The organism is Streptomyces sp. NPDC014882, from assembly GCF_043081325.1.
GTDB lineage: Bacteria > Actinomycetota > Actinomycetes > Streptomycetales > Streptomycetaceae > Streptomyces.
The window spans coordinates 307,923-328,179 of the sequence record NZ_JBIBWL010000004.1 but is presented as its reverse complement, the minus strand read 5'-3'; the positions used below and the strand labels follow the sequence as shown (position 1 = coordinate 328,179).

21 protein-coding genes and 1 pseudogene are annotated in these 20,257 nt (G+C 73.5%); 9 read left to right on the top strand and 13 right to left on the bottom strand.

Annotation, left to right across the window (positions count from 1 at the left end; all coding sequences use genetic code 11):
- Positions 1 to 51: 51 nt before the first annotated feature.
- A complete protein-coding gene (locus ACF09K_RS12750; protein ID WP_392242937.1) occupies positions 52 to 1,356 on the bottom strand; it encodes a DUF6986 family protein in 1,305 nt (434 codons plus the stop codon).
- Between the two features lie 184 nt (positions 1,357 to 1,540).
- On the opposite strand from ACF09K_RS12750, the gene ACF09K_RS12745 reads away from it, so the two are divergent.
- Positions 1,541 to 2,470: an endonuclease/exonuclease/phosphatase family protein gene (locus tag ACF09K_RS12745; RefSeq protein ID WP_392242936.1), complete on the top strand. Its 930-nt coding sequence runs from the start codon at positions 1,541 to 1,543 to the stop codon at positions 2,468 to 2,470.
- A 91-nt stretch (positions 2,471 to 2,561) separates the two neighbouring features.
- Here ACF09K_RS12745 and ACF09K_RS12740 read toward each other — a convergent pair whose 3' ends face one another.
- From ACF09K_RS12740 to ACF09K_RS12720, 5 genes are all read right to left on the bottom strand, one after another.
- Entirely contained in the window at positions 2,562 to 3,524 is a 963-nt protein-coding gene (locus tag ACF09K_RS12740; protein WP_392242934.1) for an electron transfer flavoprotein subunit alpha/FixB family protein, read from the bottom strand.
- Between the two features lie 50 nt (positions 3,525 to 3,574).
- Positions 3,575 to 4,372: an electron transfer flavoprotein subunit beta/FixA family protein gene (locus tag ACF09K_RS12735; RefSeq protein ID WP_392242932.1), complete on the bottom strand. Its 798-nt coding sequence runs from the start codon at positions 4,370 to 4,372 to the stop codon at positions 3,575 to 3,577.
- A 218-nt stretch (positions 4,373 to 4,590) separates the two neighbouring features.
- On the bottom strand, positions 4,591 to 5,100 hold the full coding sequence (locus tag ACF09K_RS12730; RefSeq protein WP_392242930.1) for a flavin reductase family protein: 510 nt from the start codon (positions 5,098 to 5,100) through the stop codon (positions 4,591 to 4,593).
- A 50-nt stretch (positions 5,101 to 5,150) separates the two neighbouring features.
- On the bottom strand, positions 5,151 to 5,231 hold the full coding sequence (locus ACF09K_RS12725) for a putative leader peptide (RefSeq protein WP_392243198.1): 81 nt from the start codon (positions 5,229 to 5,231) through the stop codon (positions 5,151 to 5,153).
- Between the two features lie 82 nt (positions 5,232 to 5,313).
- Entirely contained in the window at positions 5,314 to 5,715 is a 402-nt protein-coding gene (locus tag ACF09K_RS12720) for a TlpA family protein disulfide reductase (RefSeq protein ID WP_392243197.1), read from the bottom strand.
- Between the two features lie 298 nt (positions 5,716 to 6,013).
- On the opposite strand from ACF09K_RS12720, the gene ACF09K_RS12715 reads away from it, so the two are divergent.
- Positions 6,014 to 6,742: a lysophospholipid acyltransferase family protein gene (locus ACF09K_RS12715; RefSeq protein WP_392242929.1), complete on the top strand. Its 729-nt coding sequence runs from the start codon at positions 6,014 to 6,016 to the stop codon at positions 6,740 to 6,742.
- A gap of 102 nt (positions 6,743 to 6,844) precedes the next feature.
- Here ACF09K_RS12715 and ACF09K_RS12710 read toward each other — a convergent pair whose 3' ends face one another.
- From ACF09K_RS12710 to ACF09K_RS12695, 4 genes are all read right to left on the bottom strand, one after another.
- Positions 6,845 to 7,417, bottom strand: coding sequence for a transglutaminase domain-containing protein (locus ACF09K_RS12710; RefSeq protein ID WP_392242927.1), 573 nt, complete (start codon positions 7,415 to 7,417; stop codon positions 6,845 to 6,847).
- Between the two features lie 309 nt (positions 7,418 to 7,726).
- On the bottom strand, positions 7,727 to 8,797 hold the full coding sequence (locus ACF09K_RS12705) for a threonine aldolase family protein (protein WP_392242925.1): 1,071 nt from the start codon (positions 8,795 to 8,797) through the stop codon (positions 7,727 to 7,729).
- Positions 8,794 to 9,540, bottom strand: a complete 747-nt coding sequence (locus ACF09K_RS12700; protein ID WP_392243195.1) for an SDR family NAD(P)-dependent oxidoreductase — start codon at positions 9,538 to 9,540, stop codon at positions 8,794 to 8,796. The genes ACF09K_RS12705 and ACF09K_RS12700 overlap by 4 nt, the downstream gene beginning before the upstream one ends.
- Positions 9,541 to 9,581: 41 nt before the next feature.
- Positions 9,582 to 10,979: a DUF6421 family protein gene (locus tag ACF09K_RS12695; protein ID WP_392242924.1), complete on the bottom strand. Its 1,398-nt coding sequence runs from the start codon at positions 10,977 to 10,979 to the stop codon at positions 9,582 to 9,584.
- A 222-nt stretch (positions 10,980 to 11,201) separates the two neighbouring features.
- On the opposite strand from ACF09K_RS12695, the pseudogene ACF09K_RS12690 reads away from it, so the two are divergent.
- Positions 11,202 to 11,909, top strand: a pseudogene (locus ACF09K_RS12690) (glycerophosphodiester phosphodiesterase); the annotation flags it as partial.
- A 412-nt stretch (positions 11,910 to 12,321) separates the two neighbouring features.
- On the opposite strand, the gene ACF09K_RS12685 reads toward ACF09K_RS12690, so the two are convergent.
- Positions 12,322 to 12,861, bottom strand: a complete 540-nt coding sequence (locus ACF09K_RS12685) for a GNAT family N-acetyltransferase (protein ID WP_392242922.1) — start codon at positions 12,859 to 12,861, stop codon at positions 12,322 to 12,324.
- Positions 12,862 to 12,930: 69 nt separating this feature from the next.
- Here ACF09K_RS12685 and ACF09K_RS12680 point away from each other — a divergent pair, with 69 nt between their 5' ends.
- Complete coding sequence (locus ACF09K_RS12680; RefSeq protein ID WP_392242920.1) at positions 12,931 to 13,323, top strand: VOC family protein; 393 nt, start codon at positions 12,931 to 12,933, stop codon at positions 13,321 to 13,323.
- A 73-nt stretch (positions 13,324 to 13,396) separates the two neighbouring features.
- Positions 13,397 to 14,161 carry a VOC family protein gene (locus ACF09K_RS12675; RefSeq protein ID WP_392242919.1) on the top strand — a complete coding sequence of 255 codons (765 nt, stop codon included), beginning with the start codon at positions 13,397 to 13,399 and terminating at the stop codon, positions 14,159 to 14,161.
- A 117-nt stretch (positions 14,162 to 14,278) separates the two neighbouring features.
- Here ACF09K_RS12675 and ACF09K_RS12670 read toward each other — a convergent pair whose 3' ends face one another.
- Both ACF09K_RS12670 and ACF09K_RS12665 read right to left on the bottom strand, forming a co-directional pair.
- On the bottom strand, positions 14,279 to 14,902 hold the full coding sequence (locus tag ACF09K_RS12670; protein WP_392242917.1) for a MarR family winged helix-turn-helix transcriptional regulator: 624 nt from the start codon (positions 14,900 to 14,902) through the stop codon (positions 14,279 to 14,281).
- Positions 14,899 to 16,512 carry an FUSC family protein gene (locus ACF09K_RS12665; protein ID WP_392243193.1) on the bottom strand — a complete coding sequence of 538 codons (1,614 nt, stop codon included), beginning with the start codon at positions 16,510 to 16,512 and terminating at the stop codon, positions 14,899 to 14,901. The genes ACF09K_RS12670 and ACF09K_RS12665 overlap by 4 nt, the downstream gene beginning before the upstream one ends.
- Before the next feature lie 304 nt (positions 16,513 to 16,816).
- Here ACF09K_RS12665 and ACF09K_RS12660 point away from each other — a divergent pair, with 304 nt between their 5' ends.
- From ACF09K_RS12660 to ACF09K_RS12645, 4 genes are all read left to right on the top strand, one after another.
- Entirely contained in the window at positions 16,817 to 17,446 is a 630-nt protein-coding gene (locus tag ACF09K_RS12660) for a DUF5134 domain-containing protein (protein ID WP_392242916.1), read from the top strand.
- A 219-nt stretch (positions 17,447 to 17,665) separates the two neighbouring features.
- Positions 17,666 to 18,601: a M56 family metallopeptidase gene (locus ACF09K_RS12655; protein ID WP_392242915.1), complete on the top strand. Its 936-nt coding sequence runs from the start codon at positions 17,666 to 17,668 to the stop codon at positions 18,599 to 18,601.
- 55 nt (positions 18,602 to 18,656) lie between these two features.
- On the top strand, positions 18,657 to 19,328 hold the full coding sequence (locus ACF09K_RS12650) for a phosphatase PAP2 family protein (protein WP_392242913.1): 672 nt from the start codon (positions 18,657 to 18,659) through the stop codon (positions 19,326 to 19,328).
- A 142-nt stretch (positions 19,329 to 19,470) separates the two neighbouring features.
- A complete protein-coding gene (locus ACF09K_RS12645; protein ID WP_392242911.1) occupies positions 19,471 to 20,163 on the top strand; it encodes an HAD family hydrolase in 693 nt (230 codons plus the stop codon).
- The last annotated feature ends 94 nt before the right edge of the window (positions 20,164 to 20,257 follow it).

Genomic DNA, 20,257 nt, shown 5'->3' with positions numbered 1-20,257 from the left:
CCGGCCGGGGCACCCCTTCCGGCCGGCCGTACCGCCCGTCCGCTTCCGCGGCTACCGCCCCGGCGCCGTCGGACCGACCCGGCGCGGTGCCGCGAAGGCCTCCAGGGCGGTCCGTGTCAGTCCGGTCGCGGCGGTCACCTCGGCCGCGTCGAGGGCGCCGCAGTCCAGGCCGCGCAGGAGGTGTCCGCTGAGGGCCCGGGCGGTCGCCGGCTCGTCCGTCACGTCGCCGCCGGTCCGGCCGACGTACCGGGAGAGGCGCTCGGCGGCCTGCGCGAAGCCCTCGCGGTAGAAGGCGAAGACGGCCGCGTAGCGGGTCGGGAGGTGCCCGGGGTGCATGTCCCAGCCCTGGTAGTAGGCGCGGGCCAGCGCACGGCGGGTGAGGCCGTGGTGCAGGCGCCAGGCGTCGTGGACCCGGGCGGTGGGGCCGACCGGCAGGACGTTGGTGGAGCCGTCGCAGACGCGCACGCCGGTGCCGGCGGCGGCGACCTGCATGACGGCCTTGGCGTGGTCGGCGGCGGGATGGTCGGCGGACTGGTGGGCGGCGGACACGCCGAGGCAGGCGCTGTAGTCGAAGGTGCCGTAGTGCAGTCCGGTGGCGCGTCCCTCGGCGGCCTGGATCATCCGGGCGACCGTGGCGGTGCCGTCGGTGGCGAGGATGGCCTGGCTGGTCTCGATCTGGATCTCGAAGCCGAGCCGGCCGGGGGCGAGCCCGCGTGCCTCCTCGAAGGCCTCCAGGAGCCGGACCATGGCGGTGACCTGCTCGGCGTAGGTCACCTTCGGCAGGGTCAGCACCAGCCCGTCGGGCAGGCCGCCCGCGTCCATCAGGCCGGTGAGGAAGACGTCCAGGGTGCGGATGCCCCGGTCGCGGACGGCGGCCTCCAGGCACTTCATGCGGATGCCCATGTGGGGTGCCGCCGTTCCCTCGGCGTACGCCTCGGCGATCAGCCGGGCGGCGCGGGCGGCCGCCTCGTCCTCCTCGGCGTCGGGGCGGAGGCCGTACCCGTCCTCGAAGTCGACGCGCAGGTCCTCCACCGGCTCGCGCTCCAGCTTGGCGCGCACGCGCGCGTACACGGGCTCGGCGAGTTCGCCGGGGAGGCCGAGGACGGCGGCGAAGGACGCGGCGTCGGGGGCGTGCTCGTCGAGGGCGGCGAGGGCGCGGTCGCCCCAGGAGCGGACGGTGTCGGCGGCGAAGACGTCGCCGGGGACGTAGACGGTGTGGACGGGCTGGCGGGTGCCGGGGTCTCCGGGGTAGCGGCGTGCGAGGTCGGCGTCGACCGGGGCGAGGGAGGCGCCGATCTCCCCGCTGACGGCGTCCGCGAGGCTCGTCGCCACGGTCTCCTGCCGGCCCTGACCCATTCCCGCACCCTCCTGTTTTCCGGTGTACGGAATCAACAATCCGTTGAAGGAAGCTAACCGTGGGGCTTCTCCGGGGTCAACACCTCGCCCGCGCCCCGGCACCCGGTCCCGCTTCCGCCCCCAGGCCCCCTTCCGTCCGCCCGTCCGCGCGTCCACCCTGGCGTGAGAGCGGGAAGGAGGCCGCATGGCGGACGACGGAGGACTCACGCGGCGCACGGGACTGCGGACCGCGCTGGCCGCCGCCGTCGGGGTCCCCCTGGCCGGGACGCTCCGGGCCTCCTCGGCCGGCCGCGCGCCCTCGGCCGGCGGTGCGCCGCACCGGACGACCACCGCCGTCCCGCGCCTGGAGGTCATGACCTTCAACCTGCGCTTCCCCGGCACCGAGGGACCCCACAGCTGGGCGGCCCGCCGGCCGGCGATGCGCGCCCTGCTGCGCGCGGCGGCGCCCCACGTCATCGGCACCCAGGAGGGCGAGCCGCCCCAACTGCGCGACATCGGGGCCGACCTGGGACCCCACTACGAGTGGATCGGCACCGGCCGGGGCGGCGGCGACGAGGAGTCGATGGCCGTCTTCTACGACACCCGGCGGCTCGCCCCGGTCGAGCACGCCCACTTCTGGCTCTCCGACACCCCGGAGGTGCGCGGCTCCAACACCTGGGGCGGAGCCCATCCCCGGATGGTCACCTGGGTCCGTTTCCGCGACCTGGAGGCGTCCGGACGCCAGTTCCGCCTCCTTGACACCCACCTCGACAACGCCGGCCGGTACGCCCGCGAACGGGCCGCCACGATGATCGCCGAACGCCTCGCCGCGTTCGGTCCCGGCCTGCCCCTGCTGGTCACCGGCGACTTCAACGCCGCCGCCCGGCGCAGTACGGTCCACCGCACGCTGCTGGCCGCCGGTCTGGTCGACACCTGGGAGACGGCACGACGGCGTGGTCCGGCGTACGGGACGTTCCACGCGTACCGGGGTCCGCGGCCGGGCGGGGACCGCATCGACTGGATCCTGGCGACGCCGGACGTCGTGGTCCACCGGGCGTGGGCGGACACCTTCTCGCTCGGCGGCCGGTACCCGAGCGACCACTTGCCGGTGTGTGCCTCGGTGTCCCTGGGATGAGCCCGGTGTCCCTGGGACGAGCCGGGCGGGACGAGCCGAGGCCCCCGCGACCGGTCCGGTCGCGGGGGCCTCGCACTGCGGCGGCCGGGGATCAGCCCTTGCGGGTCTTGATCTCCTCGGTGAGCTGCGGGACGACGTCGAAGAGGTCGCCGACGACGCCGTAGTCGACCAGGTCGAAGATCGGGGCCTCGGCGTCCTTGTTGACGGCCACGATCGTCTTCGAGGTCTGCATGCCGGCCCGGTGCTGGATGGCGCCGGAGATGCCGTTGGCGATGTAGAGCTGCGGCGACACGGACTTGCCGGTCTGGCCGACCTGGTTGGTGTGCGGGTACCAGCCGGCGTCCACCGCGGCGCGCGAGGCGCCGACGGCCGCGCCGAGCGAGTCGGCGAGGGCCTCGATGATCGCGAAGTTCTCCGCGCCGTTGACGCCGCGGCCGCCGGAGACGACGATCGCGGCCTCGGTCAGCTCCGGGCGGCCCGTCGACTCGCGGGGGGTGCGGGCGGTGACCTTGGTGCCGGTCGCCTGGGCGGAGAAGGTCACCGCGAGGGCCTCGACGGCGCCGGCGGCCGGAGCGGCCTCGACGGCGGCGCTGTTCGGCTTCACGGTGATGACCGGGGTGCCCTTGACGACCCGGGACTTGGAGGTGAAGGACGCGGCGAACACCGACTGGGTGGCCACCGGACCCTCCTCGCCGGCCTCCAGGTCGACGGCGTCGGTGATGATGCCGGAGGCGGTGCGCAGCGCCAGACGGGCGGCGATCTCCTTGCCCTCCGCGGAGGACGACAGCAGCACCGCGGCCGGGGACACGGCCTCGACGGCGGCCTGGAGCGCGTCGACCTTCGGCACGACCAGGTAGTCGGCGTACTCGGACGCGTCGTGGGTCAGGACCTTGACCGCGCCGTGCTCGGCGAGGACGGCGGCGGTGTCGGCGGCGCCGTTGCCCAGGGCCACGGCGACCGGCTCGCCGATACGGCGGGCCAGGGTCAGCAGCTCCAGGGTGGGCTTGCGGACGGCACCGTCCACGTGGTCGACGTAGACGAGGACTTCAGCCATGGGATTGCTCTCCTGCGAAACGAAGTTGAGGGGCGGTCGGCGAGCGGGGCTCAGATGAACTTCTGGCCCGCCAGGAACTCGGCGAGCTGCTTGCCGCCCTCGCCCTCGTCCTTGACGATCGTGCCGGCGGTGCGGGCCGGACGGGCGGTCGCGGACTCGACCTTGGTCCAGGCGCCCTCCAGGCCGACCTCGTCGGCCTCGATGTCGAGGTCGGACAGGTCCCAGGACTGAACCGGCTTCTTCTTGGCGGCCATGATGCCCTTGAAGGACGGGTAACGGGCCTCGCCGGACTGGTCGGTGACCGACACGACGGCCGGCAGGGAGGCCTCGAGCTGCTCCGAGGCGGTGTCGCCGTCGCGGCGGCCCTTGACGGTGCCGTCCTCGACGGAGACCTCGGACAGCAGGGAGACCTGCGGGACGCCGAGGCGCTCGGCCACCAGGGCCGGGACGACACCCATGGTGCCGTCGGTGGAGGCCATGCCCGAGATCACCAGGTCGTAGCCGGCCTTCTCGATCGCCTTGGCCAGCACCAGGGAGGTGCCGATGGCGTCGGTGCCGTGCAGGTCGTCGTCCTCGACGTGGATCGCCTTGTCGGCGCCCATGGACAGGGCCTTGCGCAGCGCGTCCTTGGCGTCCTCGGGGCCCACCGTCAGGACGGTGACCTCGACGTCGTCGCCTGCTTCTTGACGGGCTTCGGAGATCTGCAGCGCCTGCTCGACCGCGTACTCGTCGAGCTCGGAGAGCAGACCGTCCACGTCGTCCCGGTCGACGGTCAGGTCATCGGCGAAGTGCCGGTCGCCAGTGGCGTCGGGCACGTACTTCACAGTGACAACGATCCTCAAGCTCACGCCGGCTCTCCTACTGCATCGTCAGTTCTGGCTGCCTTCTTTCAGGCAGCATAGGCGCCACAAGCGGCCGATCCCGATCGGGGCGGCCTGCGTCCCCGAACGAAATATTACTCACCAGTACACCCAGTTCCCGCTCGCTAAGCAAGCGCTTTGAACTGTGACCTCCGCAACGCAGCGTAACCGGAACCGGACGGTTCCGCGGGCGCACCCGGAGGTGATCAATCCCGCAGAGCCGTGAACCGCCCCTGGTGGTAGAGCAGCGGGCGGCCCGCGCCCGCGGGATCGCCCAGGACGACCTCGGCGAGGACGATCCGGTGATCGCCGGCGGGCACGCGCGCGACGACCCGGCACACCAGCCAGGCCAGCACGCCGTCGAGGACGGGGACGCCCTCCGGCCCCTCGCGCCAGGACGTCGGCGCGCCGAACCGGTCCGCGCCGCTGCGCGCGAAGGTGGCGGCCAGTTCGCGCTGGTGCTCGCCGAGTATGTGCACGCCGACGTGGTCGGCTTCCGAGATCGCCGGCCAGCTGGAGGCGCCGGTGCCGACGCCGAAGGACAGCATCGGCGGCTCCGCGGAGACGGAGGTGAGCGAGGTGGCGGTGAAGCCGACCGGTCCGGTCCCGCCGGGCGCCGTGATGACGGCCACACCGGCCGCGTGGCGGCGGAAGACGGAGCGCAGCAGGTCGGGGGAGGCGATCTGGGCGGTACGGAGTTCGGGCGTGGCCGTCATGGAGTGGTCCTGGTCCTCGTGCCGGAGGTGACGTGCGGATGCGTGGCTGCTCAACGGCTCGGACAGCACGCGCTCGCAGTGCGGACGAGGTCGACGTGCACCCGTCCGTGGAGAAGGAGTTCCTCAGGCATACGGTCAGGCTGACGATGGATGGCGCGTGCAGTCAAGTACGCCCCGGCATCCGGGAGCGGGCTCACCGCCGGCCGCACGGACTCACACCGCCTCGCCCAGGGCCGCGAGGACGTCGGCCTTGCGGGGCTGCCCGGTGGCGCGGCGCACGACGCGGCCGTCGGCGTCCAGCACCAGCACGGTCGGGGTCCTGAGCACCGCGAGTTCCCGGACGAGGTCGAGGTGCGCCTCGGCGTCGATCTCGATGTGGGCCACCCCGGGGACCAGGCCCGCCACCTCGTCCAGGATCCGGCGGGTCGCCCGGCAGGGGGCGCAGAAGGCGCTGGAGAACTGCACGAGCGTGGCCCGCTCACCGAGTTCGCCGCCCAGCCGGTCGGCCCCGAGCCGCTGTCCTTCGTCGCGCCCGCGCACGCACACCCTCCCGTTCCGCCGCCGGTGCGGCGCTCCGCGGACGCTCGCCGCCGCGAGCACCGCCACGCACACCATGAGTCCGGTCGTCATCCGCACCAGCATTCATCGGACTGCAAAGATTCCCGCCTCCCCCTGCCGAGATGCACCTGCTCGTGCGGCGGGTCACGGTACGAGCGGAGTAAAGAAGACCTAAAAGCCCGAGGTGGACCACGGGAGGCGGACGTGACAAGAATCTCGCGGCCGACGGGCACCAGGACTGGCTACCCGGCCGTTCTTCGGGCACGATCTGCGACATGCCGTAAACCTACGGCTGCGTAACTTTGCCGCCGGGGAGCCGCTCCCGGGCAGAGATCAGGAAGGGTTCGCGCCGCCCATGGCAGAGCTTGTCTACCGTCCCGTCGTCGGCCTCGCCCAGACGCTGTTCAAGGTCTGGGATCTCAAGATCGACTGCAAGGGCTCGGAGAACATCCCGCGCTCGGGCGGAGCCGTGCTGGTGAGCAACCACATCAGCTACCTCGACTTCATCTTCAACGGCCTCGCGGCGCTCCCGCAGAAACGCCTCGTCCGCTTCATGGCGAAGGAGTCCGTCTTCCGCCACAAGGTCTCCGGCCCGCTGATGCGCGGCATGAAGCACATCCCGGTGGACCGCGAGCAGGGCGAGGCGGCCTACGCGCACGCCCTGGACTCGCTGCGCTCCGGCGAGATCGTCGGCGTCTTCCCCGAGGCCACCATCTCGGAGTCGTTCACGCTCAAGTCCTTCAAGTCGGGCGCCGCGCGGCTCGCCCAGGAGGCGGGCGTGCCCCTGGTGCCGATGGCCGTGTGGGGGACGCAGCGGCTGTGGACCAAGGGCCACCCGCGCAACTTCAAGCGCAGCCACACCCCGATCACCATGCGGGTCGGCGAGGCCCTGGAGGCGTCCCGCGACAAGTACGCGGGCGCCCTCACCCGGCAGCTGCGCGAGCGGGTCCAGGAACTGCTGGAGGCCGCCCAGCGCGCCTACCCGGTCCGCCCCAAGGACGCGAGCGACACCTGGTGGATGCCGGCCCACCTGGGCGGCACGGCGCCGACCCCGGAGCAGGTCCGCGCGGCCGAGACCCGCTGACCCCCGCCTCCGTCCCTGCCCTCGTCTGCTTCCCTGGCCTCTCCCCCGTCGCGCACGCCGGGGAGGCCGGCGACCGCGACCGACCGGGTGTGCGGCGGGATGTCACAGGGAGGTGGGGAGGGTTCCCCAGAGCCGGGCGCGGTCGGGGGCGGCCCGGAGCGCGCGCAGGACGGGCGGGGGCGGTGCGGCGTACAGGACGGGGTGGTCGCGTTCCCCGGCGGCGGGGTCGGGGCGGAAGGCCAGTCGTTCGCCGTCCAGGGAGAACCGGGCGTCCACTCCGGGCTTGTTGCCGCGGGGGTCCTGGCGGTGCCAGGCGCCGTCGAAGCGGACGGCGACCAGCCCGTGGACCACGTCGAACGTCTGGTAGCACAGGGCGGTCGGGATGTCCTCGGCGCGCAGCAGGGCGGCCAGGGCATGGGCCTTGGCGTAGCAGATGCCCGTGCGCAGCTCCAGCACGTCGGAGGCGCGCCAGGTGACCCGGAGATCGCCGGAGTCCTGGGAGTGGGGGATGGCGTCCCGTACGAACTCGAAGGCCGCCCGCGCATAGGAATACGAGTCGTCCGCCCCCTTGGCCAACCGCGCGGCGGTGTCCCGCACCAGGGGATGGTGGTGGTCGATGACCTCGTCGGCGGCCAAGTAGGCGGACAGGTCAGGGTTTTCCTGGATCAGCTGCATGCCGGGAGAGCATAGGAACGCGGCCACCCGAGCGTCAATTACTTTTCAGGTGACCGCATACCTATTCATGCTGTGCGCTTGCTGTCGCGCTCGCCTCTAGGGCGTGTTTCGAAAGTGGCGTCGTCTGCCCGAAGGGCAGGCCCGGCGGCGTCTGGTGCGTGCGATCGCAAGGCGGAGGGTCGCCCCGATACTGGTTGTATCGGGGTGATCCCGACAACGCGGCTGGGGGTGCCCCCTCTGGGGGAGTGCGTGCCAGGCGTCGCCGGGCTGGGGGCACCCCCTCTGGGGGAGGGACTTTCGAAACACGCCCTAGCGGGCCATCTCCTCCTTGAGCGCCGCCAGGAAGGCGTCGACGTCCTCCTCCGTGGTGTCGAAGGAGCACATCCAGCGCACCACGCCGGCCGGCTCGTCCCAGAAGTAGAAGCGGAACCGCTTCTGGAGGCGCTCGCCCACGTCGTGCGGCAGTTTGGCGAAGACGCCGTTGGCCTGCACGGGATGAAGGATCTCCACCCCGTGCACCGCGCGCACGCCCTCGGCCAGCCGCTGCGCCATCTCGTTGGCGTGCCGGGCGTTGCGCAGCCAGAGGTCCTTGGCCAGCAGGGCCTCCAGCTGCACCGACACGAACCGCATCTTGGAGGCGAGCTGCATGGACAGCTTGCGCAGGTGCTTCATGTGGGAGACGGCGTCCTGGTCGATCACCACGACCGCCTCGCCGAACAGCGCGCCGTTCTTCGTCCCGCCGAGCGAGAGGATGTCGACGCCGGCCGCGTTGGTGAACGTGCGCATCGGCACGTCCAGGGAGGCGGCCGCGTTGGCGATGCGGGAGCCGTCCAGGTGCACCTTCATGCCGTGCGCGTGGGCGTGCTCGCAGATCGCGCGGATCTCGGCGGGCGTGTACAGGGTGCCCAGTTCGGTGCTCTGGGTGATCGAGACGACCTGCGGCATCGCCCGGTGCTCGTCCTCCCAGCCGAACGCCTGCCGGTCGATCAGCTCGGGGGTGAGCTTGCCGTCCGGCGTCGCGACGGTGAGCAGCTTCAGGCCGCCCATGCGCTCCGGCGCACCGCCCTCGTCCACGTTGATGTGGGCGCTCTCGGCGCAGATCACCGCACCCCAGCGGTCGGTGACCGCCTGGAGCGCGACGACGTTGGCGCCGGTGCCGTTGAAGACCGGGAAGGCCTCCGCGGTCGGCCCGAAGTGGCCGCGGACGATCCGCTGGAGGTTCTCGGTGTAGTCGTCCTCGCCGTAGGCGACCTGGTGGCCGCCGTTGGCCAGGGCCAGGGCGGCCATCACCTCCGGGTGGGCGCCGGCGTAGTTGTCGCTGGCGAAACCGCGGACCTCCGGGTCGTGATGACGACGCGCGTCGGTCCTGGGTGGGTTCACGGCTTCTCGGTGAGCCACAGACGGTGTCCGTTCACTTCGGCGGCGGGCTTCTCCCAGACGTCGGCGATGGCCTCGGCCAGGTCCTTGACGTCGGTGAAGCCCGCGAACTTCGCGTTGGGCCGCTCGGCGCGCATCGCGTCGTGCACCAGCGCCTTCACCACCAGGATCGCAGCCGCCGAGGTCGGCCCGTCGGGGCCCCCCGCCTTGCGGAAGTAGTCGGCCATCGAGAGCGTCCACGCCTCGGCGGCGGCCTTGCCGGCGGCGTACGCGGCGTTGCCCGCGGTGGGCTTGCTGGCTCCCGCGGCGCTGATCAGGACGTAGCGGCCGCGGTCGCTGCGCTGGAGCGCCTCGTGGAAGGCGAGCGACGTGTGCTGCACGGTGCGGATCAGCAGCAGCTCCAGGAAGTCCCAGTCGTCGAGGCTGGTCTTGGTGAAGGTCTCGCTGCCGCGCCAGCCGCCGACGAGGTGCACGAGGCCGTCCACCCGGCCGAGATCCCTCTCGATCCGGGCGGCCCAGTCCTGGGTGGACTTCAGGTCGAGCAGGTCGACCGGTTCGCCCATGACGGTCGCGCCGCCGGACGCGTAGCTCGCCGCGTCGACGGCCTCCGCGAGCCGCTCCGGGTCGTTGTCCGCACCCATCACGGTCGCGCCCGCCTCGGCGAGCCTGATCATCGCCGCCCGGCCGGCGGGTCCGCCCGCGCCGGCCACCGCGATCACCGCACCGCTGAGAGCCCCGTTCCCCATGGTCTTCGCCTCCTGAGCAGTGTTCTCGGTACGCAGGTCGCTCACGCGGCGATCCGCTCGGCGGCGTCCGCCGTGATGCCCCGGGTGGAGGCGATCACGTTCTTCAGCTTCTTGGACAGCGCCTCATAGAACATGCTCAGCGGAAACTCGTCCGGAAGCACGTCGTCGACGAGCTTGCGGGGCGGCTGGGTCAGGTCCAGGGCGTCCGGACCCTTGGCCCACTTGGAGCCGGGGTGCGGGGCGAGGTAGGTGGAGACCAGCTCGTAACCGGCGAACCAGTGGACGAGCTTGGGGCGGTCGATGCCGTCGCGGTAGAGCTTCTCGATCTCGGCGCACAGCTCGTTGGTGACCTGCGGGGCGCGCTGCCAGTCGATGTGCAGCTTGTTGTCGGTCCAGCGGACGACGTCGTGCCGGTGCAGGTAGGCGAAGAGGAGCTGGCCGCCGAGGCCGTCGTAGTTGCGCACCCGCTCGCCGGTGACCGGGAAGCGGAACATGCGGTCGAAGAGGACCGCGTACTGCACGTCACGGGCCTGCGGGACGCCGTCGGCCTCCAGCTTCACGGCCTCCTTGAAGGCGGTGAGGTCGCAGCGCAGCTCCTCCAGGCCGTACATCCAGAACGGCTGGCGCTGCTTGATCATGAAGGGGTCGAAGGGCAGGTCGCCGTGGCTGTGGGTGCGGTCGTGGACCATGTCCCACAGCACGAAGGCCTCCTCGCAGCGCTTCTGGTCGTGGACCATGGCGGCGATGTCCTCGGGCAGTTCCAGGCCCAGGACGCCGACCGCGGCGTCGGTGACGCGACGGAAGCGGGCGGCCTCGCGGTCGCAGAAGATGCCACCCCAGGAGAAACGTTCCGGCGCCTCGCGGACGGCGATGGTCTCCGGGAAGAGCACGGCGGAGTTGGTGTCGTAACCGGCCGTGAAGTCCTCGAAGGTGATGCCGCAGAACAGCGGGTTGTCGTAGCGGGTGCGCTCCAGCTCGGCCAGCCAGTCCGGCCAGACCATGCGCAGCACGACCGCCTCGAGGTTGCGGTCCGGGTTGCCGTTCTGCGTGTACATCGGGAAGACGACCAGGTGCTGGAGGCCGTCCGCGCGGTGGGCGGCGGGCTGGAAGGCCAGCAGCGAGTCCAGGAAGTCCGGCACCTCGAAGCCGCCCTCGGCCCACCGGCGCAGGTCCTGCACCAGGGCGCGGTGGTAGTCGGCGTCGTGCGGGAGCAGCGGGGACAGTTCCTCGACCGCGGCCGTCACGCGCCGCACGGCCTGTTCGGCGTCGGCGCGCTCGGGGGCGCCCTCGGCCGCGAAGTCGATCGATCCGTCCTTCGCCTGCCAGGGCCGGATCCGCTCCACGGCATCCTTGAGCACGGGCCAGGCCGGGTGCTCCACCACCCTGACCACGGGAGGAACGTGCCCCTCCGAACCCGCCTGCACAAGAATTTCCGTCATGTCCCATCCTCCACGAAGAACCTTACGTACGGACACCGTAGGCATAAGAGGTTTCTTCCAGCAAGATGACCTTCGGGAAAATATCCTGCTCACCCCCATGGTCACCGCGTTTTTTCCTGCACGTCATCGAGCGGTCGGAGGATTCCGGCGCGGTCCGCCGGGTAGGGGTCCCCGCGGTGCGCGCCGACCGCACCTGTTTCGTCCAGGGAAGCGAGTCGCGACGTGAACGTCCCCGCCATCGGCCACCGCGGAGTCATGGGCGTCGAGCCCGAGAACACCCTCAGGTCGTTCGTCGCCGCCGAGCGGGCCGGTCTCGACGCGGTCGAGCTGGATCTGCACCTGAGCAAGGACGGCGCGCTCGTGGTCATGCACGACGCGGACGTGGACCGCACCACGGACGGCAGCGGACCGGTCGCCGACCACACGCTCGCGGAACTGCGTGCCCTGGACGCCGGGCTCGGCGAGCGGGTGCCGGTCTTCGAGGAGGTCCTGGCGGCGGTGTCGGTGCCGATCCAGGCCGAGATCAAGGACGTGCAGGCGGCGCGGGCGCTCGCCGAGGTGATGGTGGAGCGGGACCTGGTGGGGCGGGTGGAGGTGTCCTCGTTCCACGACGAGGCCGTCGCCGAGATCGCCCGGCTGGTTCCCGGCGTGCGCACCGCGCTCATCGACGGCCTCCACCCCGTCCGGACCGTCCCGGAGGGGCGGCTCCCCCAGCACCCCGGCGTCGCGGAACGCGCGGTGGCCGTCGGCGCCGCGACCGTGTGCCTGAAACTGCGGCGGCTCACCCTGGAGATCGTCGAGGAGGTCCGCGGGCACGACCTGCGGATCATCGGCTGGGTGGTCAACACCCCGGACCAGCTGCGCCTGGCCCGGGCCTTCGGACTGGACGGCGTGACCACGGACCGGCCGGAGATCGGGGGCGCGGGCCGGGTCGGGGGCGGAAGCAGGGGCTTCGGTCGGCCTGAGGCCGGGGGCCGGGTCGGGGGCGGGGGCGGGATCGGGAGCAGGAGCTCCGGCCGGCCGGAGGCCCGGGATGCGGGTCAGGGCGGGAGCGAGGGCTCCGGTCGGCCGAAGGCCGGGGATGCCGACCGGCCAGGGGTCGGGGACGCCGGCCTGCCGTAGGTCCGACGCCGCCGGCCGGACAGCGGGCACGCCCGCCGGCCGCAGCGGGTGGACCCGATGGCCGCATCCGGGGACAGCGGCCGGTCGTCAGGCGGGATAACCGGCCGGTACGGGAGGGCGACACCGGCCGGTCCGGCAGCGAGGTCACCGGTCGGCCCCGGCTCGGGCGCCCGCCCGGCCGGCCGGAGGCCGGGCACTCCGCCGTCCCACGGCGCGGGGCTCATCCGAGGGGCTTGACCAGCAGCTCGAACTGGAGGTCGTCGCGCTGCGGGATGCCGAAGCGTTCGTCGCCGTAGGGGAACGGTGTCATCCGGCCGGTACGGCGGTAGCCGCGCCGCTCGTACCAGGCGACGAGGTCGTCGCGCACCGAGATCACCGTCATGTGCATCTCGGCGACGCCCCATTCGGCGCGGGCCCGGCGCTCGGCCTCCTCCAGCACCGTCCGGCCGAGACCGCCGCCCTGGACGGTGGGGCTGACCGCGAACATGCCGAAGTAGGCGTACTCGCCGCGGTGTTCGAGCTGGCAGCAGGCGACGAGCCGGCCGTCCCGCTCCACCGTGAGCAGGCGGGCGTCGGGCGACTTGATGATCTCCCGGACGCTTTCGGGGTCGGTGCGCCGCCCTTGCAGGATGTCCGCCTCCGTGGTCCAGCCGGCCCGGCTGGAGTCCCCGCGGTAGGCCGACTCGACGAGCGCGACCAGCGCGTCCACGTCGGCGTCGGCGGCGTCACGGAAGCTGACATCGGTGGCGGTGGTGTCCATACGGGGCTCTCCGGATCTGTGGCGCGGCTGGGCACCGCCGAGCCTAACCGTCGCCTACGCTCCGGATGCATGGTGCATGTACTCAGCAGTCGAATCCTGCTCCGCCCCACCGACCCCGAGCGCTCCCGCGCCTTCTACGGACGGCAGCTGGGTCTCGCCGTGTACCGGGAGTTCGGTACGGGGCCGGAGCGGGGCACCGTCTACTTCCTCGGCGGCGGGTTCCTGGAGGTCTCGGGGCGGGCCCGGACCCCGTCGGACCCCGCCGTACGGCTGTGGATGCAGGTCCCCGACGCGGCGGCGGCCCACGAGGAGCTGGTGGAGGCGGGGGTGGAGATCGTCCGGCCGCCGGTGAAGGAGCCGTGGGGCCTGGTGGAGATGTGGATCGCCGACCCGGACGGGACGCCGATCGTGCTGGTGGAGGTGCCGGGCGATCATCCGCTGCGGTACCGGCCGGGCATCTGACCTCAGCGGATGCCGGGGAGCGGGCCCGGGTCTAGCGTGCTGAGGGGGTGCTCCCTCTGCCGGAAGGAACGCCATGAAGCTCGACGTGCCCGTGCCCGGCGGGCCCTGCTGGGCCGAGCTGGGCACCGACGACCTGGCGGCCGCCCAGCGGTTCTACGCGGAGCTGTTCGGCTGGCGGTGCGAGACCGATCCGCGGGAGGAGGCGGGCGGCTACACCGTCGCGCACCTCGGGGACGCCGCCGTCGCCGCGCTCAGCCCCCTCTACCAGAAGAGCCAGCCGGTGGCCTGGAACGTGTCCTTCGGGGTGTCCGACGCCGATGTCACCGCGCGGATGATCGAGGAGGCCGGGGGCAAGGTGCTGGTCGGTCCGATGGACGTGTTCGACATGGGCCGTTTCGTCGTCGCCCTCGATCCCGGCGGTGCCGCCTTCCAGCTGTGGCAGGCGCAGGCCTTCCCGGGGGCGGGCCTGTTCAACGCGCCCGGCTCGCTGGGCTGGGTGGAGCTGCTGACCCGTGACACCGCGCGGGCGGAGGCGTTCTACACCACCGTGTTCGGGTGGACCGTGGGCACCTCCGAGTACTACACGCGGTGGGGTGTCGGCGGCGTCGACTTCGGCGGCATGATCGCGATGGACGACAAGTTCCCGCCCGAGGTGCCGCCGCACTGGCTGCCGTACTTCGCGGTGGCCGACGTGGACGCCGCGGCCGCGACGGCCGGACGGGCGGCCGGCACGGCGCTGATGGAGCCGACCTCGGTGCCGGACGGCCCGCGGATCGCGGTGTTGCGGGACCCGCGGGGAGCCCTGTTCGGCGTGTACCGGACCGGCGACGAGCCCTGAGCCCGGCGCGGCACAGCGGCGCGGGGCCCGACGCGGCACAGCCGGGGCCGACCTGGGCTCCGGCCCTTGGCCCGGCGCCAAAGTGGGAATCGGTGCCGGCTCCGGTTCCGGCTCCGATCAGATCCGCAGCGCCTGCATGCGCCCCTCCAGCCGGCTGAGCAGCTCCCCCAGCAGGTCGGCGAGTTCGCCCTGCCGGTCGGCGTCCAGGGCGGCCAGCACGGCGCTCTCGTAGGCGAGTTGCTCGGGCATGATGCCGTCGACCAGCGCGCGGCCGGCCTCGGTGAGACGGAGGTGGGCGACGCGGCGGTCCCGGGCGTCCCCGCGGCGCTCCACCAGACCGCGTTCGGTGAGGTGCTTGACGCGTTTGGTGACGGCGGCCCCGGAGGAGAACGTCTCCCGGACGAGTTCGCCGGGGGTCAGTTCGTGGCCGGTACGGCGCAGCGCCCCGAGCAGGTCGAACTCCGCGCGGGTGAGCCCGGCACGTCGCAGCGGGGCGTCCTCGGCCTGCTGGAGGAGCGCGGCACAGCGGTTGACCCGCCCGATGATCTCCATGGGCGCGGTGTCCAGCTCGGGCCGCACGGCCCGCCACTGCCGCACCACGGAGGCGACGGTGTCACCACGGGCGGCGGCCCCGCGGGAGGCCGTGCCGCCCCCGTCGGCCGGCCGGCCCCGCATCTCGTCGTCGCCGGTCGGCTCACCCGCGTCGTCCCCGTCCACAGGCTGTCCCTGCGTCGCCGTCATGGCCGTACGTCCTCCGGTCTCGCCTCGTTGTGCCCGGTCAGGTGGAGTCCCTGGCGCCGGACCGTAGCGGCGAGCGTACGGTGTCCGTCCTGTTCGGCCGCGACGACCCGCTCCTGGGGCAGGGCGCGCTGCCACCACTCGCCGCCCGCGGCATCGGCGGTGGCGCGCAGATCGACCAGTGCGGCGGCCAGGCCGCGGCGGGCGGACTCCAGCGCCGCCGGGGCGGGGGACGGCCGGGCGAGGAGGCGGGCGGCGCTGTCGGCGGCGCGCTCGGCCGCCCCCAGGGCCTGTTCGAGGCGGTCGCCGGAGCGGCGGTTGGTGACGGCGACGGCGGCGACGAAGCCGACCAGCGCGCCGACGAGGGTGTCCGCGACCCGTTCGGCGATCAGCGTGCCCGCGTCCTCGTACCGGGCGAACTCGGTGACGAGCAGCGCCATCGGGGTCACGCAGACGCTGCCGAGCCAGTAGTTGCGGCTGATCAGCGCCTCCGCGCCGAAGTTCAGGGCGAGGCAGCTGAGGACCAGGGCGGCCTGGTGGAGGTGGGCGAGCGGGACGATCGCGGCGAAGGCGAGGACGCCGACGAGGTTGCCGACGACGCGCTGGACGCCGCGGCTCCAGGTCAGGGTGACGTTGGCCTGGTAGAGGGAGGCGGCGGTGACCAGGGCCCAGTAGGGCCGCCCGACGCCGAGTGCGAGGGAGGCGTAGCCGGCCAGGGCGCAGCCGAGGGCGGTGCGGACGGCGAGCGGCGAGAGGGGGCCGAGACGGCGCCACCACGGCGTCGGCGGCACGGCGGTCTCGCTGTCCACTCCGAGGAACTCGTCGTCGTCCACCAGGTCGTCGGGGCGCGGCACGGCCCCTGTGCCGTGCAGGGCGCGGGCCCAGTCGCGCAGTCGTGCCGGGTCGGTGTCGGCGGGCGCGGCGAGGGCCACCTCCGCGCGCACCACGAGCCGCTCCAACGCGCGTCCGGTGTCCCCGTCGCGGGCCGACAGCAGGGTCTGCCACGCGGCGTGCACGGCGGCGGCCGCGGCGGCGCGGGTACGGGCGTGTCCCTCGCCGGTGCCGCGGGTGGCGGCGTACGCGGCGGCGGCGTTCAGCGCCTGCGCGGTGGCACGGCGCTCCGGGCCGTGCGGGCGCAGCAGGCCCGGCGCCATGCCGACGGTCCAGGACCACGCGCCCGCGAGGAGGGCGAGACCGAGGTGGCCGGGGATCTGACCGGGGGTCTGCGGAGCGAACAGCGCGGCGGAGCTGATGAAGGTGAGGATGACGTTGCCGGGCGGCCCGGTCCGGGTGACGTCGCAGAGCGTCTTCTGCGCGGCCGCGAGGAGGGCGCCGACGGTGACGAGGACGACGGCGTCGGCGGTGAGGGCGGCCGCGAGGAGCGCGACGGCGAGCCCGCCCGTCATGCCCAGCACCACCAGGGCCAGGACGCGGGCGCGGGCGGCGTAGGGGCGGTTGTGGGCGTACAGCGCGCACAGGGATCCGGCCATGGTGTACATCGCCAGGTCGAGGCGGCCGAGGGCCAGCAGGATCAGGTTGGGCGGGGCGACGGCGGCGACGACGCTGAGCGCCGGCTTGAACCAGATGTCGGAAGGGCGCCCGAGTCTCAGCACCCCGGCCAGCGGCAGACGGACCCGGGAGCCGGTCCGGGGACGGGGCTCGGGGCCGGGACGGGGGGCGTGGCGGGCGCCGGGACGAGGGTGTCCGCCGGGGTGCCGGGGGGTCGTGCTGCTCGGACTCACCCGCACTAATTTAGCAGGTGTTTTACTCGTGAATAATATGTCGCGACGCCGTCGTGGTGCTCCTCGACCCACCGTGCTCCGCCGAGTGCTCCCCGTGTACATCCTTGCGCTCGCGTGCGCACCGCGTGCCGCGGGCATCGCCTTCCTGGACCGTCCGTCGAACGGGGAGGTACGCGTGCACGGACCGGCATCGCCCGGCTGGCTGCTGGTCGCCGTGTGCGCGGCCACCGGCGCCTACTGCCTGCTGCGGATGCGGAGCAGCGACGAGACACAGCGCCGGGCCGCGGGCGACGAGGCGCTGATGGGCTTCGGGATGGCCGCGATGGCCGTGCCGGGCACCGCGTTCACCCCGCCGGCATGGGTCTGGCCGGTGTACGCGGCGGTCTTCGGCGGGGTCGCGCTGCGGGCCCTGTGGGCGACCCGGACGGGCTCGCACCATCTGCACCACCTGGTGGGCGCCGCGGCCATGGTCTACATGGCGGCCGTGACGGCGGCGTCCCCGGCGGCGGGTCACGGGCACGGTGGCTCCGGGGTGCCCGCGCTCACGGGCGGCCTGCTGGTCTACTTCACGGCGTACGTCCTCGTCTCCGGAGCGCGGCTGCTGCCGGTGGCCGGGGTGCCGGGCGGCGCCGGCACGGCGGCGGGGAGCGCGACCGCGCGGAGCGGTGCCAGGGGAAGTGCCACCGGGAGTGCCACCGGGCGCGCCGCGGGGAGTGCCGTGGCGTGGGGCGACCGGCCCGAGCTGGCGCGTGCCTGCCGGCTGTCGATGGGGATCGGGATGCTGGCGATGCTGTCGGCCTTCTGAGGCGCCGGCCCGGCGGGGCGGAACGGTACGGGGCGGGAGGGGACGGGGCGGGACGGGAGACCGTGGGGCGGGTCACCGGGAGGCGGGGCACTGCGGGACGGGACGCCGCAGGGTGGGGGACCACGGGACGAGGCATCGCGGGGCGGGACGCCGTGGTCTGCGTCACTTGCCGTACCGAGTCGTACCTGTGAGCGGCGCGGCGCTCATAGTGTGCTCCCCATGATGGTCCCCGCGGTGCTGCTGCTGCTCGGTGCGCTGACCGCCGTCGTCGCCCCGCGGCTGCTCGCGCGGGCGGACTGGCCGGACCGTGAACCGGTGGTCGCGCTGTGGGTCTGGCAGTGCGTGGTGGCGGCGGTGCTGGTGTGCTGCGCGCTGGCGATGACGCTGAGCGCCGCGGCCGCCTGGCAGGCGGTGCGCGGGCACGTCTTCGCGCCCGCCCCGCGCGCGGTCGTGGAGGCGTACGCCCTGAACGGGTCCGGTCCCTGGGCGGCGGTGACCGCGCTGGTCCTGGCGGGTGCCGGACTGTGGAGCGGGGCGATGTTGGTCCGCGAGATCGCCGCGGCGCGCACCAGACTGCGTCACCAGCGTCACGAACTGAGCCTGCGGGCACCCCTGTTGCCGGGCGAGGAGCCCGCGGCCGGACGGCTCGTGGTGCTGGAGGGTGAGCGGCCGGAGGCCTGGTGGCTGCCCGGCGGGGTGCCCCGGCTGGTCGTCACGACGGCCGCGCTGCGCCGTCTGAAGGGGCGCCGGCTGGACGCGGTCCTCGCGCACGAACAGGGACACGCCCGGGCTCGGCACGACTGGCTGCTGCGCTGCTCGGCCGCGCTGGCCGCCGGTTTCCCGCAGGTGCCGGTGTTCGCCGCGTTCCGGGCCGAGATGCACCGGCTGGTGGAACTGGCCGCCGACGACACGGCCTCCCGCCGCTTCGGCAGACTGACGACCGCGCTCGCGCTGGTCGAACTCAACGAGGACCGGGGCGTGTTCGGCCCCTCCCCCGGCCCGCAGGCCCACGTCCCGCAGCGGGTGCACCGGCTGCTGGCGGCCCCGGGCCGCCTCACCGCGGCCCGCCGGCTGCGGCTGACGGCCGCGGCCGCGCTGGTCCCGGTGCTCCCGGTACTGGTGACGTTGGTGCCGGCGCTGCGGACACTCGGCTGAGGCGGCCCGGCCGACGGGTTGGCCCGGCACCCCGCGGTTCGGCGAGGATCGCTTCATGCACCACCACCGCGTCGACTCCCCGCCCGCCCCCTCGCCGTACCGCACCGCCGTCCGTACGGCGATCGTCCTGGGCCTGTGCTCGTTCGTGCTGCTGATCCTGGTGGCCACCCGATGGCACCCCCTGATCTCCGCCGACGGGGACATCGCGCGCACGACCCACCGCTGGGCGGTCGCCGACCCCGACCTCACCCATGCCGGCCGCATCCTGACGGACTGGGTCTGGGACCCGCTGACGATGCGACTGCTGTGCGCGGCGGTGGCCGTGTGGCTGGTGTGGCGCCGCTCGGCGTGGTGGACGGCGGTGTGGCTGATCACGGTGTCGGCGATCGGCACCGCTCTCCAGCAGGGGCTCAAGGCCGGGGTCGACCGCGCACGCCCGGTCTGGACCGACCCCGTCGACTCCGCCCACTACGCGGCCTACCCCTCCGGCCACGCCCTCACCGCCACCGTCGTCCTGGGGCTCCTCCTGTGGCTCCTGCACCGCCACGGCGCCGGCCCCGTCCTGTGGCGTACGGCGGTGACGGTGGCCGTCGTCTCGGTGGCGGGCGTCGGGCTGACGCGCGTCTGGCTGGGGGTCCACTGGCCCACGGACGTCCTCGGCGGCTGGCTCATGGGCGCGACGCTCGTGTGCCTGGCGATCGCGGCGCACGTGAAGTGGCGGCCATGACCCGCCGGACGACCACGTCCCCCGTACGGCGACGGCCGTGCGCGCCCCGTGATCGGCGAGGATCTGTTCGTCCGCGTGTTCCCCGACCCGGATCCTGGTAAGGCGCACCTCCCGGGCCCGCCGCTTTCCTAGGATCGACACCATGGCCTCCACCGTGCTGTTCGACTTCTCCGGCACCCTCTTCCGCATCGAGTCCGCCGAGTCGTGGCTGCGGGCCGTGCTCGACGCGGCCGGTGCCGAGCTGCCCGAGGGCGAACTGCGGGGAACGGCCCGGGCGCTGGAGGCGGCCGGCGCGCTGCCCGGCGGGGCCTCTCCGGCGCGGATACCGCAGGAGCTGGCGGGCCTGTGGCAGGTGCGCGACGAGAGTGCGGAGCTGCACCGGGCCGCCTACACCGGGCTCTCCCGCCAGGTGCCGCTGTCCGACCCCGCCCTGCACGACGCGCTGTACGACCGGCACATGCTGCCGGCCGCCTGGGCGCCGTACCCGGACGCCCCGCACGTGCTGAGCGGCCTGCGCGAACGCGGGGTGCGGGTGGGCGTGGTGAGCAACATCGGGTGGGACCTGCGGCCGGTGTTCCGTGAGCACGGCCTCGACGCCTACGTCGACGCCTACGTGCTGTCGTACGAGCACGGGGTGCAGAAGCCGGACCCGCGGCTGTTCGCGACGGCGTGCGAGGCGCTCGGCGCCGATCCGCGTGCCACGCTGATGGTCGGCGACAGCCGGCCGGCCGACGGCGGGGCGGCGGCGCTCGGCTGCTCGGTGTATTTCGTCGACCATCTGCCGACCGCCGAACGACCGGACGGCCTGCGGCCGGTACTGGACCTGGTGGGCTGAGAACCGCCGGTCACCCCACCGACATCGCACACCGCGCACTGCGTACCGCACTCCGGCCACCGGCCACCGGCCACCGGCCACCGGCCACCGGCCA